Source organism: Marinitoga sp. 1137 (assembly GCF_001941525.1).
GTDB classification, from domain to species: Bacteria; Thermotogota; Thermotogae; order Petrotogales; family Petrotogaceae; genus Marinitoga; species Marinitoga piezophila.
On the sequence record NZ_CP009471.1, the window covers coordinates 1,381,843 to 1,398,294 of the forward strand.

The following is a 16,452-nucleotide window of genomic DNA, read 5'->3' on the forward strand; positions in this document are numbered from 1 at the left end:
ATGTCAGAAAACTTTGAAATTTTTGATGTTGAAGAAGAAAAACCCAGAAAAAATAAGCATATTTTTAGAAAGATTATCTGGGCTGTTGTAATTTTATTGGTTTTAGCCTACGCAGGAACAAGCGTATATCAGGTTGGACCATCTGAAATGGGATTGGTACTTACTTTTGGTAAGTATACTTCAAGTACAGGGCCAGGGATTCACTGGCATTTGCCATATCCATTTCAAACACATAGAATTGTGGATGTAAGAACTTTGAAAAAGATTGAAATTGGTTTTAGGACTGTAAATTATCGTGGAAAGATTGAGTATCAACCTGTAGATGAAGAATCATTAATGATTACAGGTGATGAAAATATTGTAAATCTCGAAGCTGTTGTACAATACAGAATTGCTGATCCTGTAAAATTTGAATTCAGGATACTCAATGGATTTGAAATGGTAAAATTTGCTACAGAAAGTGTTTTAAGAGAAATGGTTGCTATTAATCCAATTGATAATGTTTTGACCACTGAAAGGGATAGAATTGCTATGGAAACTGCAGCAAAGGTACAGAAAATTCTTGATAGCTATGGTGCAGGTATAAAAATTGAAAATGTTTATCTTCAGGAAGTCAGTCCACCAGCTGAAGTTGTAAAGGCTTTTGATGATGTTAATAGCGCCAAACAGGATAAGGAAAAATTCATAAATGAAGCAAATAGATATGCAAATGACGTTATTCCAAAAGCTCAGGGTGAAGCTCAAAAGATTATGAGAGAAGCTGAAGCTTATGCATATGAAAAGGTTGCGCTTGCTACAGGTGAAGCTAAAAGGTTTAAGGCTATGCTAAAAGAATATGAGATGACAAAGGATATTACAAAGAAACGTATTATTTTTGAAGCTATTGAAGGTTTGCTTAAAAATTCAAAGGAAAAGATTATTGTTGATAGTTCTGAAACTTTAAAATTGCTTAATTTGCCAGAAATAGGTGGTGGTACAAAATGAAGCTCACCAAAAATAAAATAATTATAATTGTATTATTAATTTTAGTTGGTTGGTTGATTTTATCTTCTATGTTCATTGTTAACCAGGAACAACAGGCAGTAGTTTTAAGATTTGGTCAAATACGAAAAGTTGTAACGAAACCGGGAATTAATTTTAAAACACCATTTGTTGATAATGTGGTAAAATTTGAAAAAAGGTTAATGTTATATGATATTGAACCAGAAAGAATAATAACTGCAGATAAAAAGACTATAGTTGTTGATACATACGCAATCTGGAGAATTAATGATCCAAAAACATTTATGGAAAGTATGCGTTCTGTACAGCTTGCTTTGACAAGAATTGATGATGTTGTATATTCAAATGTCAGGGATTTAGTTGCAAAATATACTTTTGAAGAGGTTTTATCTAAAAAAAGAGAAGAAATGTTAAAAGAAATTACTGAAAGAAGCAGTCATAACCTTAAGGATTTTGGTATTGAAATTGTAGATGTTAGGGTTAAAAGAACTGATTTGCCACCAGATATTTCAAAAGCTGTATATAATAGAATGATGGCAGAAAGATATAGTATTGCTGCCCAAATAAGGGCTGAAGGTCAAAGAGAATCAGAAATTATAAAAGCTGAAGCTGATAAGAAAGTTAAGATTATTATTTCCGAAGCCAAGAAAAATGCCGAGGTTATAAAAGGTACTGCAGATGCAAGTGTAATTACAATATATGCTGATGCATATAATCAAAGTCCAGAATTCTTTGAATTAAGAAGATTAGCTGATATATATAATTCTTCTATGGAAAATAATATATTATTACTATCACCAGATTCACCTATTTTAAAGTTCTTATATGAGGAGAAGTAATATTGATGAAAAAATTGTTAATACCTTTTTTGTTTTTAATATTGTTTATATTCATTTCATGTGATCAACAAAGCAAAATAAATATTACAATCGAAGGTGACATTGCGTCACCTTCTTTCCCTATTAAAATTCAAATTCCTCAAAGTTTAGATTATGAAGTAAAATTCTTCGAAGGAGAAAATGAAATTAAATATGAAAAAAATGGAAGCGAATATTATTTTAAAGATTTAAAAGAAGGAAAACATACATTAAGAATGGAAATTTACAAAAATAAAAATAAGGTTTCAGAAAGAACTTTTACATTTTATTATGATACAACAGCGCCAGAAATTGGATTTTTAAATATTTATTTGAAATCTGGAGAATTAAATGTTACCGCTGCTTCTCCAGCTACTGATCTTTCAAGATTTATTTTAAAAGATGCAAGCAATACTTACAATTTTAATATAAATATAAAAATTCCTCTAAAAAAGGATATTGGAACTAAAAATTTTGAACTTTACGCAGTTGATAAATATGGAAATATTTCTAAAGAAAAGATAATAACCATTAATACCGGTGAAGATAAACCACCTAAAATTCTAAACGATACACTTAAAATTTCTGTATTTGGAGATACAAATATTAAACTTTTTGATGATTGGACAAAAGATGAGGATTTAAAAGTATTTTTAAAAACAAAAGATGGTATTTATTCAACATATACAATGAGCGAAATACTGGATGATACTACCGACGATGGAACATTGCTTGTTATTGATAATGGAAATAATATCACCACAAAGAAAATAAAAATAGAAGTGGAATATTCTATTCCATCTATGCCTTCAGGAAACCCAAAGTTAATTGATTATTCTGTTGATACATTTGGCTGGGATTATGAAACTGATATTGAATCATATATTGTGGAAACACCTTATGAATATGGTTGGAAAAAAGAAGTGGAAACAAAGGCGGCATATGCCAGACTTGAAAAAGCAAATGTTGCAATGATCAGGAAAAAAAGTAAATTTGGAACTTTAAGTTTTCCTTCACAACCTACAATTCGTTTTTCTGGAACTTTTGTTCATCTGGTGAGAAATATTCTTGAATCTTCAAATGAAAACCTTTATTTGCCACAGATTAATTCAGAATTTTTAATTGGTGGAGAAACTGTTTTAGGTAAAGATAGTGTTGTTATGGTTGAGTCTGGAAGTATTTTAAAATTTGTCTCTAATTCTAAATTAGTTATAAAAGGTGTTTTCTTTATTATGCCGGGACCTGGAAAATCCTTAATAAACGGTAATGGAGAAATAATAGTTGATGGTGGAATTTTTATTGCTTCTAAAACTATTTTTGATAAGGTTAAAATTATAGGTAAAAATGCAAAGCTCATATATCTTGAAGATTCTGAATTTCTGGAAAACTCAGATTTAATATCTTCAAATGATTTTAGAATTTGTTTATATAATACTATAGGATATAAAACCCAAATTAATTTATTCAATTCAGAGGAGATTTTTATAAAAGAAAGTACGTTTAAAAATATAGTTATGAATAATGTAAATATGCTAGAAAGTATTAAATCTGTTTTTGCTAATGTGGAAATAGAAAATCTTAGTAAAGCATATATTGATAATTCGAGCATTAATACAATGATTCAAAAGAATTTTTCCTGGTCAAAAATTGTAAATTCAAATATTAATGATTTGAATGTTGAAAATTATTCAAGAAGTGTAATTGATAATTCAAAGATTTTAAATATTATAAATAAAGGTAGTACGGTGATAAAATGATAAATTTTGATATAATAGAAGACATTTTTAGAAATTTGAAATTATGCTCACCAGGAAAATATCATTTACCAACACATGGTTCCACTTTTCTTGCTCAAATTTCAGATTTGTTAAAAAATGAAAAAAATATAGTTGAGCTTGGTTCTGGAATTGGTAATGTTTCAATTGCTCTTGCAAAGATATATGAAGATATAAAAATTACCGGAATTGAAATTCAAAAAGAACCTTTTGAATGTTCATTAGAAAACATTAAATCAAATAATCTTTTAAATAGAGTTGATTTTATTAACGATGATATAAAAAATATAGAGAAATACTTTAAAAGGGAATCAATAGATTGCGTTATAACAAATCCACCACATTATTCTGATAAATCTTTGATAAGCCCATATGAGGATAGAAAAACTGCAAGAACATTTGATATAAACGACCTTGAAAAGTTTTTTTATGCAGCCAATTATTTATTAAAGAATAAGAAAAGAATGATTTTTGTTTATCATCCTGTTCATTTTGAAAGTTTTTTGAAACTTGCCTGGAAATATAAATTTTCACTGCAGGAAATGTTTTTAGGATATGGGAAAAAGAACGGTGAATGTCAATTAATAGGTGGAATTTTACGAAAAAATGGTGGCGAAAATCTAAAGATTCATCCACCTGTATTTTTTAAGAATTCTGGATTATAATGTGCTAAAGGAGGAAATATATTATATGCTTATAACTTTTGAAGGAATTGAAAGTTCTGGTAAATCTACTCTTTCAAAAAAATTAGTTGAATATTTTAAAATTAAGAATAAAGATGTTATCTGGAATAGAGAACCAGGTGGAACAGAACTTGGTGAGAAGATAAGGGAATTATTGCTGGGTGATTATAAAATATGTCACGTAAGTGAAGCTTTATTATTTGCTGCCAGTAGGGCTCAATTAATAGAGGAAATTATAAAACCTAATAAAGATAAGATTATTATTCTTGATAGATTTGTTGACTCTTCAATTGTTTATCAGGGATATGCAAGAGAGCTTGGTTGGAAAGAGGTTTTTGAGATTAATAAACATGCGTTAGATGGAATAATGCCAGATTTGACGATTGTTGTTGATGTGAATGTTGAAACATCTTTTGAAAGGATGAAGAATAAAAATAAGGATAGAATTGAAAGTGAAGGAAGAGAATTTTTTGAAAAGGCAAGGGAAGGGTTTTTGAAGTTAAAAGAGTGGTTCCCTGAGAGGAATATTGAGTATATTAGCGGTGAAAATACGCTTGATGTTGAATATAATGAGCTTATTGCAATAATCAATAAATATGTAAATATCTAAAAAAAAAGACTTTCAGGATTTTTCCTGAAAGTCTTTTTTTAGTGAAAATTCATGTTCATGTTAGTTCTTTTTGTTGTAGATTGAAAAAAATAAAAGTTCATTCATACGACTTGAGAGCTGATCTTAGAAAGTTTTATGAAAAATAGAAATAATAATAATCGCTCAAACAGGTAGAAAATTCTAATCCTCAAAAATTCTCGTTCCCGCCGGTCGTTGCAGACTCACATCCATGTTCGTCCTTTTTGTTGTAGATTGAAAAAATAAAAGTTCATTCATACGACTTGAGCACTAATCCTCAAAAACTGCTCATATTCGCGGGGTCGCTTAGATTCTGCATCCCTGCAGAAGCTGCGCTCAAAAAAACATCCTGTTTTTTTGACCCTCTCCATTCGCAGTTTTTTTCGGGTGCTCTGCGAGTATTCATTCACTTTTATTTTTTCAATCGTTTGTAATTTTACCTTGGACACTCTGCGAGCCTTCACTCGCTTTTATTTTTTCCAACTATCCTGTAATCCCTGCTGCGGGAAATTCTTAATCTTCGCCCATAACAAGAATTGTCACAATCGTCTACAAGGATTCTACAGTTGTCACACAGTCACAATTGTATGTTATAATAATTAATAGGGGGTGATGATTATGGATAATGATAAATTGAAATATATAATTTCTTCGCTATTTGATGTCCCCATTAGCAATAAAGATTTGCTTGTAGATAGGGAAAAAGAATTAAAACATTTAAATAATCTTGCATATTTTCAACCCATGGGAATTTTTGGAGTATGTGGTGAAACTGGTGTAGGAAAAACTACTGTTTTGAATTTTATAGAAACAGCAGATTCCACAAAATTCAATATATTAATTACTGAAAAAGATTCTAAAGAGGTTATTATAGCTGATTTTCTTTATAAATTATCAAAATTATCATTATCTTTAAAAAATAAAAATATAGAAAAAATAGCGCTGGAAGCAAAAGATTTTATTTTAACAGAAAAAAGTTTTAACTCAAATTATAGCGGGGGAATAAATGCTTTTGCAAGTGCAACGTATGAAAAAGGATTGTCAAATAAAAAAAGATTTAATATATATACTATTAAGGAGTATATTGAAAAATTGCTTGAATTATTGATAAGAGAATATGGAAAAATTTTAATTGTAATAGATGAATTAGATAAAGAAAAAAAAGATGAAGTTCTGAATATTCTTGATTCTTTGAAAAATATACTTTTAAAAGAAAATGTTATTACAATTGTTTCTTTACCTTTTTCAATTTATAGGGAATACTCTAATGATAGAATGCGATGGAATGAGAGTGGAAATTTAGAAAATATTTTTAAAGATATGATTTTTCTGGATCCACTTACAAAAGAAGATATAAAAAAATTAATATTAAAACGTATTAAAGATTATCCTGATTATTTTCATATTAATGCTCTTGAAGAAATTGCTTCTTTTAGTGATGGGAATCCAAGAGATGCTTTATGGATTGCTCAACAAATTGCTTTATATAATACAGATAAAAAGAAAATTGATGAAACAACTGCCAAAGAAACTATAAAAAGTATTTTTTTACGAACTTTTTCTAAAACAAAATCCTTTACCGAAATACAAAAAATTATCTTAAAGGAAATTATTAAAGAAAACATAGATAGAACATCATTAGTTAAAAAATTACAGAAAAAAAATATAAAACGGCAAACAATATATACTTATATTACCCGCTGGAAAAATGAAGGATTAATTTTAGAAAATGATGATGGAATATTATCTTTACCAGCAAAAGTAAAATATTATGTAGAAAATTTATAATTTGTCACAGTTGTCTACAGAGATTCTACAGTTGTCACACAGTCACAATTGAAAGAGATGGAATTTTCCATCTCTTTTTTTATTTCTAAGTTTTTTCTAAGGTTAATATGTTAATATATATTTGCAAAAAAATGAAAAAGATCATTGTGGGGGTGAGTGATATGAAGAAAAGTAGTTCTTTACAAAAGTTTCGACTGGCGGTACAGATTGTTTTTGTTGCGTTTGTGTTGTATGTGAGTATTGGACATTATATTGTAGAAAATAATCCTGGTGTTGAGTTATTTGGTGTTGCAAGTTTGCATACATTATGTCCATATGGTGGAGTTGTAAATCTTTATACATTTTTTACCACTGGAAATTATGTAAGTAAACTACATCAATCGGTGTTTATTATGCTATTTGCATTGTTTGCACTTTTGCTATTTACCGGTGCAAGTTTTTGTGGTTGGATATGTCCTTTAGGTTCTGTTCAGGAATGGGTTGGAAAACTTGGAAAAAAGATTTTTAAAGATAAATATAATAGAGTTCCTGTAAAGGTTGATAGAGTTCTAAGATATTTAAAGTATATTGTTCTTGCAATTATTATTATTCAAACAGCACGAACAAGTAAGTTAGTTTTTGAACCATATGATCCGTATTATAATCTGTTTAATATATGGACAGATGAAATTGCAATTACTGGATATATTTCTGTATTGCTCGTTTTAGGATTGTCGTTATTTGTAGAAAGACCATTTTGTAGATATGCATGTCCTTTAGGGGCTATAAATGGTTTGTTTAATTCTTTTAGTTTTTTAACTATTAAAAGGAAAAAGGATACATGTATAAATTGTAAATTGTGTGATAGAGCATGTCCTGTAGGAATTGTTGTTTCAGAAAAGAATGCTATAAACAGTCCTCAATGTATTAGATGTATGAAATGTGTTGAAGCATGTCCGGTAAATGATTCGAGTAAATTAACTCTTCAGATTAGACCTATTTTAACTAAACCAGAAAAAAGTAAAAAAACTGTAAGTCTATGGAATTATGCATTTATAGCCCTTGCTTTATTTCTTGGTGTAATTTTAATAGCTAATGTTTCAGGTAATTTTAATACAGAAAAAATACGAACATACAATTCAATAAATGATATAAGAGGTTCTTCTACTTTACAGGAAATAATAGATAATTATCCTGTTTCAAAAGAAGAGTTGTATAGAGCATTTAATATTCCTCGAAATATTGTAACAACTGCTAAGTTAAAGGATTTATCTGAATTAATGGGATTTGATGAAGAACTTGAAATAGTTTCACCGGAAGGTATTAGAAGTTTTGTAGAGTATATTGATATGAATGTTTCTGATTTTCTTGCTGAATATGGAAAAACTATAAATGATTTTGATGAATTAAAAAGTATTGAAGGTATTGAAAATATGAGTGTAAGGGATATTATAAAAAAGACTAAACCTGGATTTATTGCATATGTAATTAGTGGATATTTGCCTGGTGAAGTTTCAGAAAATCAAGAAGCAAATATTAGTAATTCTACTGTTGAAAAAGAAGAACATGATACTTCAGAATTTATTATAAGAGGAAAAACTACTTTGAAGGAAATTAAAGAAAATATCGATGATTATAATGCATTTTTGAAAGAATTTGGAATTTCTGAAAAAGAAAGTTCTTTAATGGAATTAAAGGATATTGTTCAAAAATACAATTTATCAATGTCTGATATTAAGGATTATATTGAATTGCATACAAAATAATAAGAGGGCTTAAGCCCTCTTTATTATTTTAATTTTACTGCTGTTCCATAAGCTACCATTTCTGCTGCTCCAGCCATAACTGCAGAACTTGAAAACCTCAAACCAATTACTGCATCTGCTCCTAATTTTTCTGCCTCGTCTATCATACGATTATAGGCTATATTTCTTGCTTCTGTAAGCATTTCTGTATAACCTTTTATTTCTCCTCCTGCAAGTGTTTTAAATGCTGCTGCTATGTCCCTTCCTAAATGTTTTGAATGAACAACATTACCTATAACTATTCCTAAAACTTCTTCTATTTCTCTTCCAGGAACAAATTCAGATGTAGTTACTATCATGGAAATCCCCTCCTTATTAAATTTCTTTTTTTCTAAATTGATAATAGGCTATACTAACTATCGTTTCTCCTATTAAGAATAATGAAAGCGTGTATAATAAATCTATTTTTCCTTCTGAAATAATTTTTGAGCCTAATATATATGGATATGTATTTAAGAAAGATAAAGGTTTAATGAATCCTGCAGCTGTGGTGATAATCAATGTCCCAACTGAAACTAATATTGGTTTTACCTGATCATTGAATATTACAGAAAATAATACTGTTATTTCATACCAGAACAATCCACCAAAAAACATATGAATAAAATATTTGAATAATAGACTATATGCCAAATCTTTCCCTGAAATTAATGAATATGCAGCTGGTAGAACTATTCCTATTGTTATCCATATAATAAACATTGTCAAACCGATATATACTTTTGTGATAAATACATAATCTCTTGATTTTCTTACCAATAAATATTCCATTGTTCCATTTTCATATTCTCTGGAAAATAACGGAAAGGCAAAAATAATTGCAAAAATTGGAATTAATTGACCAAAGTTTTTACCGAACCATTGCGTATACATATAATAATTCCAATCATTTAAGTTATCCAATATATTTGAAAATCCAAATTTTTCTGCATATGGCTTTATTGCCGCCATATTTTCTTTTATCATATCAACATAAAATTTTTGAAAAGGGGCTATGCTGAAAAATAATAAAATTAATATTACTATTGAAATTATTGTTCGTGTTTTCATTTCATAAAGTTCTTTTTTCATTACCATTCCCCCTTTACCACTGCTTCAAAGATTTCATCTATAGTAACAGGTTCTCCATCTTGATTTTTTACTATCCAGATATTTTCATTTTCCAATTTTTTCCATAAATATCCTTTTGTTTTTTCATTTTTTGGTAATGATATTGCTGTATATTTTGTTTTTATGTTATCAAGATAATCCAATTCTAAAATCTTTCCTTTTGACATTATTGCAACTCTATCTGCAATTTTTTCAACTTCAGAAAGTATGTGGCTGGTATATAATATGCTTTTTTCCTGATATGAACTTTCACGTATTATTTCAAGTACTGTGTTTCTCATTAATGGATCCAATCCCCATGTTGGTTCATCGAGAATATATAAATCAGCATCCTGTGAAAAGGTTAATATTACATACACCTGAGTAAGCATACCATGGGATAGATTTGAGATTTTTGTGTTTTTAGCTATTTGAAATTTATCCAGCAATTCGTATGCTTTTTCAATAGAAAAATTTTCTGTAAGCTCGTTGTTGATTTCTATCATTTTTTTAACTGTTAATGATTTGTAGAGATTCTTTTTTTCAGGTAAATATGCAACTTTTCCATTTAAATATATTTTTCCGCTATCTGGCCATCTTAAATCAAGAATACATTTTATTATTGATGTTTTTCCTGCACCATTTGGTCCAATAAGTCCAAAGATTTCACCTTTTTCAATTTCAAATGAAACGTTATTGACTGCTGTAAGAGTTCCGTATTTTTTTACAAGGTTATCAACTTTTAATATCATGGATTCACCTCCAGATTTTATCAATCATCATATAACTTATTAATTATTGATATCAATTTTTCTTTTTGAATTTTTGCGTTTTTACATTCTAAAACACTTTTTTGAAAATTTTCTAATTTTTTTTCTATAAACTGATTTTCATCAATTCCTAATACTATATATCCTGAACCTCTTACTGATTTTATTACTCCTTCAAATTCGAGTTCTTTATATGCTCTTGATACAGTATTTAAATTTACACCAAGCTCTTTTGCAAGAACTCTTATTGAAGGAATAAATTCATCTTTTTTGAGTTCATTGGTAAGGATTTTTTCTTTTATTTTGTTTTTTATTTGTTCGTAAACAGGAGTGTGCGAATGAAAGTCTATGGAAAACCACATTTATATCACCTCTGTACTATTATACTATGATAGTAGGTTAAAAATCAATGATGATTTGATGAAGTTTTGTTAATCGAGAAAAATTAAAAATTCGACAGGATTTCCTGTCGAATTTTTTAGGTGTAATTCCCTTCAAATATTGTTTTTTTGAGGTTTAAATTTTTATCCAATAATACAAGATTGGCGATGTAGCCCTCTTTTATTCTTCCTAAGTTTTGAAGTTTCAGATTTTGTGCTGCGTTGTATGAGGATACTTTTGCAAGTTCTGTTAATGTACAATTGGTAAACTTTTTGAAGTTTTTAATTGCTTTGTCGAATACTAATGTACTTCCTGCTATTGTTCCGTCTTTTAATGTTGCTTTTCCATTTTTTACTGTAACTTCAAGACCGCCAAGATCATATTTTCCATCATTTAATCCCGCAGCGCTCATTGAGTCTGTTATTAGTATAATATCATCGATATTTTTTATTTTATATATTAGTTTAACAAAATCCGGTGATGTGTGTACTCCATCAACTATCATTTCTATTTTAAAATCTTCAAGCATTCCTGCACCAACTCCACCTAATTCACGGTGATGTAGTCCTTTTATTGCATTTGGAAAGTGAGTTATTCTGTTTATTCCTTTCTCATACGCTTTTTTGAATTCCTGATAATCTGCTTCTGTGTGACCAAGGGATATTACTGTGTTATTTTTATGAATTATATTTATTACGTCATAAAATCCTTTTATTTCAGGTGCCATTGTTATTAATTTTATTTTTTCATTTAGTATTTCTTTTATTTCATTTTTTTCTGGATTTCTAATGTATTCAGGATTTTGTGCTCCTTTTTTATTTATGTTTATATATGGTCCTTCAAGGTGTATTCCTTTTATTGATTTTTCTATTGGTGTGTTTTTAATAACGTTTTTTATTTGCTCTTTAGATGCTGAAACTGTTGTTGGAAAGAATGTGGTAACTCCGTGTTTGAAGTTCATTTCTGCCCATTGTTTGAAATCTTTTTCTGTTGCGGTCATTGTGTCTATTCCGCCATAACCGTGAGTATGCGTGTCTATAAATCCGGGCATTAATATGTAATCATAATATGAATCTTCTGTTTTTATTATTTTTTCTATTTTTCCATTGTTGATTATTATTTTTCCGGTGTATTCTCCATCAATAGGATCAACGATGAGTAATTTGGATATTTCCATCTTTGTCTCTCCTTTTCGAAAATAGAAATAATAATATTCCTTCATGCGGTGAAATTTCTTATAATTGTGAAAAATAAAAACTCATTCAGACGACTCGAACGCTGATCCTTAAAAACTGCTCATATTCGCGGGGTCGCTTAGATTCTGCATCCCTGCAGAAGCTGCGCTCAAAAAAACATCCTGTTTTTTTGACCCTCTCCATTCGCAGTTTTTTTCGGGCGTTCTTCGAGTCTTCATTCGTTTTTATTTTTCACAATATTTTTGTTGTTCCGGCTCACGCAATATCTCCGTTTCGGGAAATTCTTAGTCTTCATTCATATTATTTTTCTACTTTCATCTTTTCATTTATATTTAAGAAAATAGCTAGAATAATGTGAGCGAAAACTTGAAAATTCCCGAAGAGAAACAATTATGATTGAGAAAAATAAAAACGAACGAAAACTCGCAGGTTGCCCGAGAAAATCATGAATGGAGGCTGTCAAAAAAACAGGATGTTTTTTTGAGCGCAGCTTCTGCAGGGATGCAGAATCTAAGCGACAGCCGGGAATGAGTGATTTTCGAGGATCAGCAACCAAGTCGTTTGAGGGAGTTTTTATTTTTCTCAATCAACAACATAAAAGGACGAACATGGATGTGAGTCTGCAACGGCCGGCGGGAACGAGAATTTTTGAGGATTAGAATTTTCTACCATTTGAGCGAACATTATTCGTACTATTTTCTTCATATATTGTCTTTATTTTTTCAATTGCCCTATAATCTCCGTTTCGGGAAATTCTTAGTCTTCGCTCATATTATTATTTCTATTTTATTTTATATCATCTTCCTGTATATTTTTCATTAGTTCATATAATTTGGAGCTTTGTTTGTCTACTTCTTCCCATAATTTTCTCAGGTCTTCGGAATACTCTTTGAATATTTTCAATACTTCTGGATGGAAATGTGTTGGTTGTGTTCTATCGTCTCCTTCAAGAATTATTTTTAACGCCTTTTCGTGTGAAAATGCTGGTTTATATGGCCTTTCTGACCTTAATGCATCATATACATCTACAACAGAAACTATAGCAGCTTCAATTGGGATTTTATCCCCTTCTAATCCAAATGGATAACCGCTTCCGTCATATTTTTCATGATGATATAATGCAATGTTTTTAGCAAGTTTAAACATAGGTGCGTCACCTATTAATAATCCACCGTAAATTGTGTGTTTTTCCATTATTTTCCATTCTTCATTTGTTAATTTTCCTTTTTTCATTAATATGTCTTTTGGAATCATTAATTTTCCAATATCGTGTAATGGCGCATAATACTTCATTTGATACACTGTATGATGATCTAAACCCATTTTTTCAGCTATAAATGCCGAAAGCTCTCCAACTCTATTAACATGATTTCCGGTATTTTCATCATAACCTTCAGCGATTATTGAAAGTTGAGTACTAAAGTTTAAGTATGATTCTTCTAATTCATTATTGACTTTTTCTATTTCTTTGTATGAATGTTCGAGTTCTTCGTTCATTGCGTTGATTTCTTCAAATGATGACATTATGTCTTCTGCCATTTTTTGATATTCATCCATTAATTCGTTTATTTCTTTTATTTCACATTTTTCAAACATTCTATCAAATTCTAAGTATTTTGTTTCTCTGAATTTTTTCATATTATCTACCATTAACTCAAATGGTCTTGAAATTTGTTTTGAAACTTTTCTTGCTTTTATTGCAACTAAATACATTATTATAATTAAAGCTAATATAAATATTGTTATGTTGTATATTAAAGCATTTCTGAGCATCCCAACATCTAATTTTAATACTATTCCAATTGGTTTGAATGTTGATTTTTCATCTTCATAGCTCCAGGTATAATAAAAAATCAGTTTGTTTCCTTTTTTTATTATTATTTCTTTTCCAGTGTCAAATGCTTTTTTCAGATATTCAACATCTTTGTCTGTTAAATCGTTTTCTTTGCTTGAAAGATTTTCAAAATTATGCGTGCATATATCAATTTCATCTATGAAATTGTATTTTTCCTCAAGAGCATGAAAATTATCTAATGTATTTTTTATTTTATCTACGGAATATGATGCTCTTATTAGATAATATTCATTATCTATTTTTAAATAAATATCTTTTAATAGTTTTTCTGAGGTTAATTCAAGTTCAAAATAGTATTTGTAATTTTCAAGTTTATCTAATTTTTCTTTGATTTTTGAATTTAATTTGTTGTAATCAATTTTCTCTATACTGGTATCACTATTAAAAAACGCGTATTTTGATATGTTTTTTATTGTTTCTTCTTTGTTTTCAGAAGTTTTTAAGGCTTCTATAAATCTCTCCAACCCTTTATAATATCGAACATCAAAATCATATAATGCATTTGATAATGAGGTGAATGCCATATTAACAATTTGTACTGCATTTGCTTCAAATTCTTTTTCTACACGTCCAAGATTATATAGGCTAATCATGCTGAATATCATTATTACTGAACCTATTCCAATTATTACTATAGTCATTATATTTTTGATTATAAGATGATAAAGCGTTATTTGCTTATCTCTTTTTCTCAATTTAATCACCTCACTTGATATGAAATGCATTTTTATTATATGTTTTCAAGCTTAAAAGTTTCTTAGAATTTTATTTTATAAAGTTAGATTTTCCGTTGATATCTGTATATATTATAAGTCCTTTTATTATTTCACCGTTTTTTTGGTATCCAGAGAATATCAGTCCATCATTATAATTATACACCTTTGTTAGTCTTTCATCTAATAATGTTCCATAATAGTTTTCAAATAATACTATTCCAGTTTGTTTTTCTATAAAAAGTGAGTATCCGTCAAAATCATTATTTTTTTCAAGTGCATATCCGGTAACTGCAATTTTATCCAGTGTTTGAGTTATGGATAATCCCCTGGATGATTTTTTCATTAAATAATCTGTTCTCCATATTTTTTGTAGATTGTTATCTGTCTTTATTATTAATGTTTTCCATGGGTAGTTTTCTAATGGAGAACTATATCCTGCAATATAAAAGTATTTATTGTCCTTTGTAAATGAATAAGCATAATCTTCCAAATTTTCAGAACCAAATTTTTTTATTGAGTAATCACTATAATTTAATTTGTTTAGTTTTATGATGAATATATCCCAATTGTTGTTTGCAGTTGAATTTGTATTTCCAAGAAGATATATATAATTTTTATCCGTTTCTATATCTTCTAGTATTTCATCATTATACCATGTAATGTTAAATTCATTTAGTAATTCTAGTGATGGGTTTATTTCATACATGAATCCTATTTTTTTATTGTTATCTATTTTATATCCTACAATATAAATACTGTCAAAGTTATCTATTTTTATTTTTTTTATTTTTCCAGAGAAATTGAGTGTTTTTGATCTTAATATGTTTCCATTGATATCTACTTCTAAAATATATGGTTTAAAGTTTTTGTATCCTGATAATATAAATATGCTATCTGCAAGTATAAATGAGTTTATTTCTGTGTATATACTTTCTGTAATTTCTATGTGTTTTTTTATATTTCCATATTTGTCTATTTTATATATATGTATTTTTTTCTTTATTTCTTTTGATTCTGCAGTTATATATACATATTCTTTATATTTGAAGATGTCTTTTATTATTAAGTTGTTGTTGTTTTCCAGAAATTTATGCCATGTGTTTTGTTTTGTGTAGATTTGTGAGTAGTTTTTTGAATTCATAATATCTTTTATTATGGAACTTTCTTGAGTTTTTTTTGTTTTTACTTCAATGGTTGTTTTTGAAGAGTTTTTTATTATTGATATGTCTATTATTATTAATAGAACTAATAGTATTGGAATTAACAACATTATTTTTTTCATATTTTTATCCCTCTCTTATATTATTTATATAGATGCTGGTGGTATAGTGATGTTTATTGTTGATATGTTATTGTAATTATTATTATAAAAGAATTTTATACTGTTCATAATTTTTTTGATATTTGTTGATATGAAAAAATTTTTATGTTGATAAGTGTACATGCGAATATTTGTTCTATAAAAAATGTTGAATTTTATTAGATGGTTTATAATTTTTGAACTTTGAACGTTGATTGTTGATATTAATGTTGGTGAATTTTTTCTATGAACGAAGATTGGTTGAGAAGTTATGAACGAAATTTAGAGTTAACAACTTTTTATGTTGATAACTTTTATAATTTATATTTTAAGCGAGTTATATGTTTTGAACTTTGTTGGAAATTATAAACGAAAATAGTTTTTAATGGAGATTTATGTTGGAAATTTAATTTAATTATATCATATCTGATGATTGTTGCAGATTTATGTTCATATTCGTCCTTTTGGTGTTGATTGAAAAAAATAAAAACACCTTCAGACAACTTGAGTGCTAATCTTCGAAAATTTTTTTTGAAAGTAGAAAAATAATATTCACTCAGACGGCAAGAATTTCTGATCCTTGCTCCATTTGAAGTTTCTTTGTGTTGGAAAAAATAAAAGTTCATTC

14 protein-coding genes are annotated in these 16,452 nt (G+C 28.3%); 7 read left to right on the forward strand and 7 right to left on the reverse strand.

Translation table 11 applies throughout. The features are described 5' to 3' along the window. The 7 genes from hflK (at nt 1) to LN42_RS06675 (ending at nt 8,478) form a co-directional block, all read left to right on the forward strand. Nucleotides 1-984, forward strand: a complete 984-nt coding sequence (gene hflK / locus LN42_RS06645; protein WP_014296750.1) for an FtsH protease activity modulator HflK — start codon at nt 1-3, stop codon at nt 982-984. Continuing rightward, complete coding sequence (hflC, locus tag LN42_RS06650; RefSeq protein ID WP_075780599.1) at nt 981-1,841, forward strand: protease modulator HflC; 861 nt, start codon at nt 981-983, stop codon at nt 1,839-1,841. Before hflK ends, hflC begins: the two co-directional genes overlap by 4 nt. 5 nt (nt 1,842-1,846) lie before the next feature. Next, entirely contained in the window at nt 1,847-3,616 is a 1,770-nt protein-coding gene (locus LN42_RS06655; RefSeq protein ID WP_156865410.1) for a hypothetical protein, read from the forward strand. After that, entirely contained in the window at nt 3,613-4,299 is a 687-nt protein-coding gene (locus LN42_RS06660; RefSeq protein WP_014296753.1) for a tRNA1(Val) (adenine(37)-N6)-methyltransferase, read from the forward strand. Before LN42_RS06655 ends, LN42_RS06660 begins: the two co-directional genes overlap by 4 nt. 25 nt (nt 4,300-4,324) lie before the next feature. Further along, the gene (gene tmk, locus LN42_RS06665; protein WP_075780601.1) at nt 4,325-4,927 is read left to right on the forward strand and encodes a dTMP kinase; all 603 of its coding nucleotides are present in this window, start codon (nt 4,325-4,327) and stop codon (nt 4,925-4,927) included. Between the two features lie 636 nt (nt 4,928-5,563). Then, the gene (locus LN42_RS06670) at nt 5,564-6,733 is read left to right on the forward strand and encodes an ATP-binding protein (protein WP_075780602.1); all 1,170 of its coding nucleotides are present in this window, start codon (nt 5,564-5,566) and stop codon (nt 6,731-6,733) included. 161 nt (nt 6,734-6,894) lie between these two features. Then, nucleotides 6,895-8,478 (forward strand): 4Fe-4S binding protein, encoded by a 1,584-nt coding sequence (locus LN42_RS06675; protein WP_075780603.1) that lies wholly within the window; start codon nt 6,895-6,897, stop codon nt 8,476-8,478. A 23-nt stretch (nt 8,479-8,501) separates the two neighbouring features. Here the strand turns inward: LN42_RS06675 and LN42_RS06680 are convergent, their stop codons facing one another. From LN42_RS06680 to LN42_RS06715, 7 genes are all read right to left on the reverse strand, one after another. After that, entirely contained in the window at nt 8,502-8,816 is a 315-nt protein-coding gene (locus LN42_RS06680; RefSeq protein ID WP_014296757.1) for a heavy metal-binding domain-containing protein, read from the reverse strand. A gap of 16 nt (nt 8,817-8,832) precedes the next feature. Continuing rightward, nucleotides 8,833-9,588, reverse strand: a complete 756-nt coding sequence (locus LN42_RS06685; protein ID WP_014296758.1) for an ABC transporter permease — start codon at nt 9,586-9,588, stop codon at nt 8,833-8,835. Further along, complete coding sequence (locus LN42_RS06690; RefSeq protein WP_075780604.1) at nt 9,588-10,358, reverse strand: ABC transporter ATP-binding protein; 771 nt, start codon at nt 10,356-10,358, stop codon at nt 9,588-9,590. The genes LN42_RS06685 and LN42_RS06690 overlap by 1 nt, the downstream gene beginning before the upstream one ends. Nucleotides 10,359-10,378: 20 nt before the next feature. Continuing rightward, nucleotides 10,379-10,738 carry a GntR family transcriptional regulator gene (locus LN42_RS06695; protein ID WP_014296760.1) on the reverse strand — a complete coding sequence of 120 codons (360 nt, stop codon included), beginning with the start codon at nt 10,736-10,738 and terminating at the stop codon, nt 10,379-10,381. A gap of 116 nt (nt 10,739-10,854) precedes the next feature. Beyond that, nucleotides 10,855-11,934, reverse strand: coding sequence for an N-acetylglucosamine-6-phosphate deacetylase (gene nagA, locus LN42_RS06700; protein ID WP_075780605.1), 1,080 nt, complete (start codon nt 11,932-11,934; stop codon nt 10,855-10,857). Between the two features lie 805 nt (nt 11,935-12,739). Then, nucleotides 12,740-14,503, reverse strand: coding sequence for an HD-GYP domain-containing protein (locus LN42_RS11060; RefSeq protein ID WP_075780607.1), 1,764 nt, complete (start codon nt 14,501-14,503; stop codon nt 12,740-12,742). Between the two features lie 70 nt (nt 14,504-14,573). After that, complete coding sequence (locus LN42_RS06715) at nt 14,574-15,806, reverse strand: hypothetical protein (protein WP_014296763.1); 1,233 nt, start codon at nt 15,804-15,806, stop codon at nt 14,574-14,576. Nucleotides 15,807-16,452: the final 646 nt, after the last annotated feature.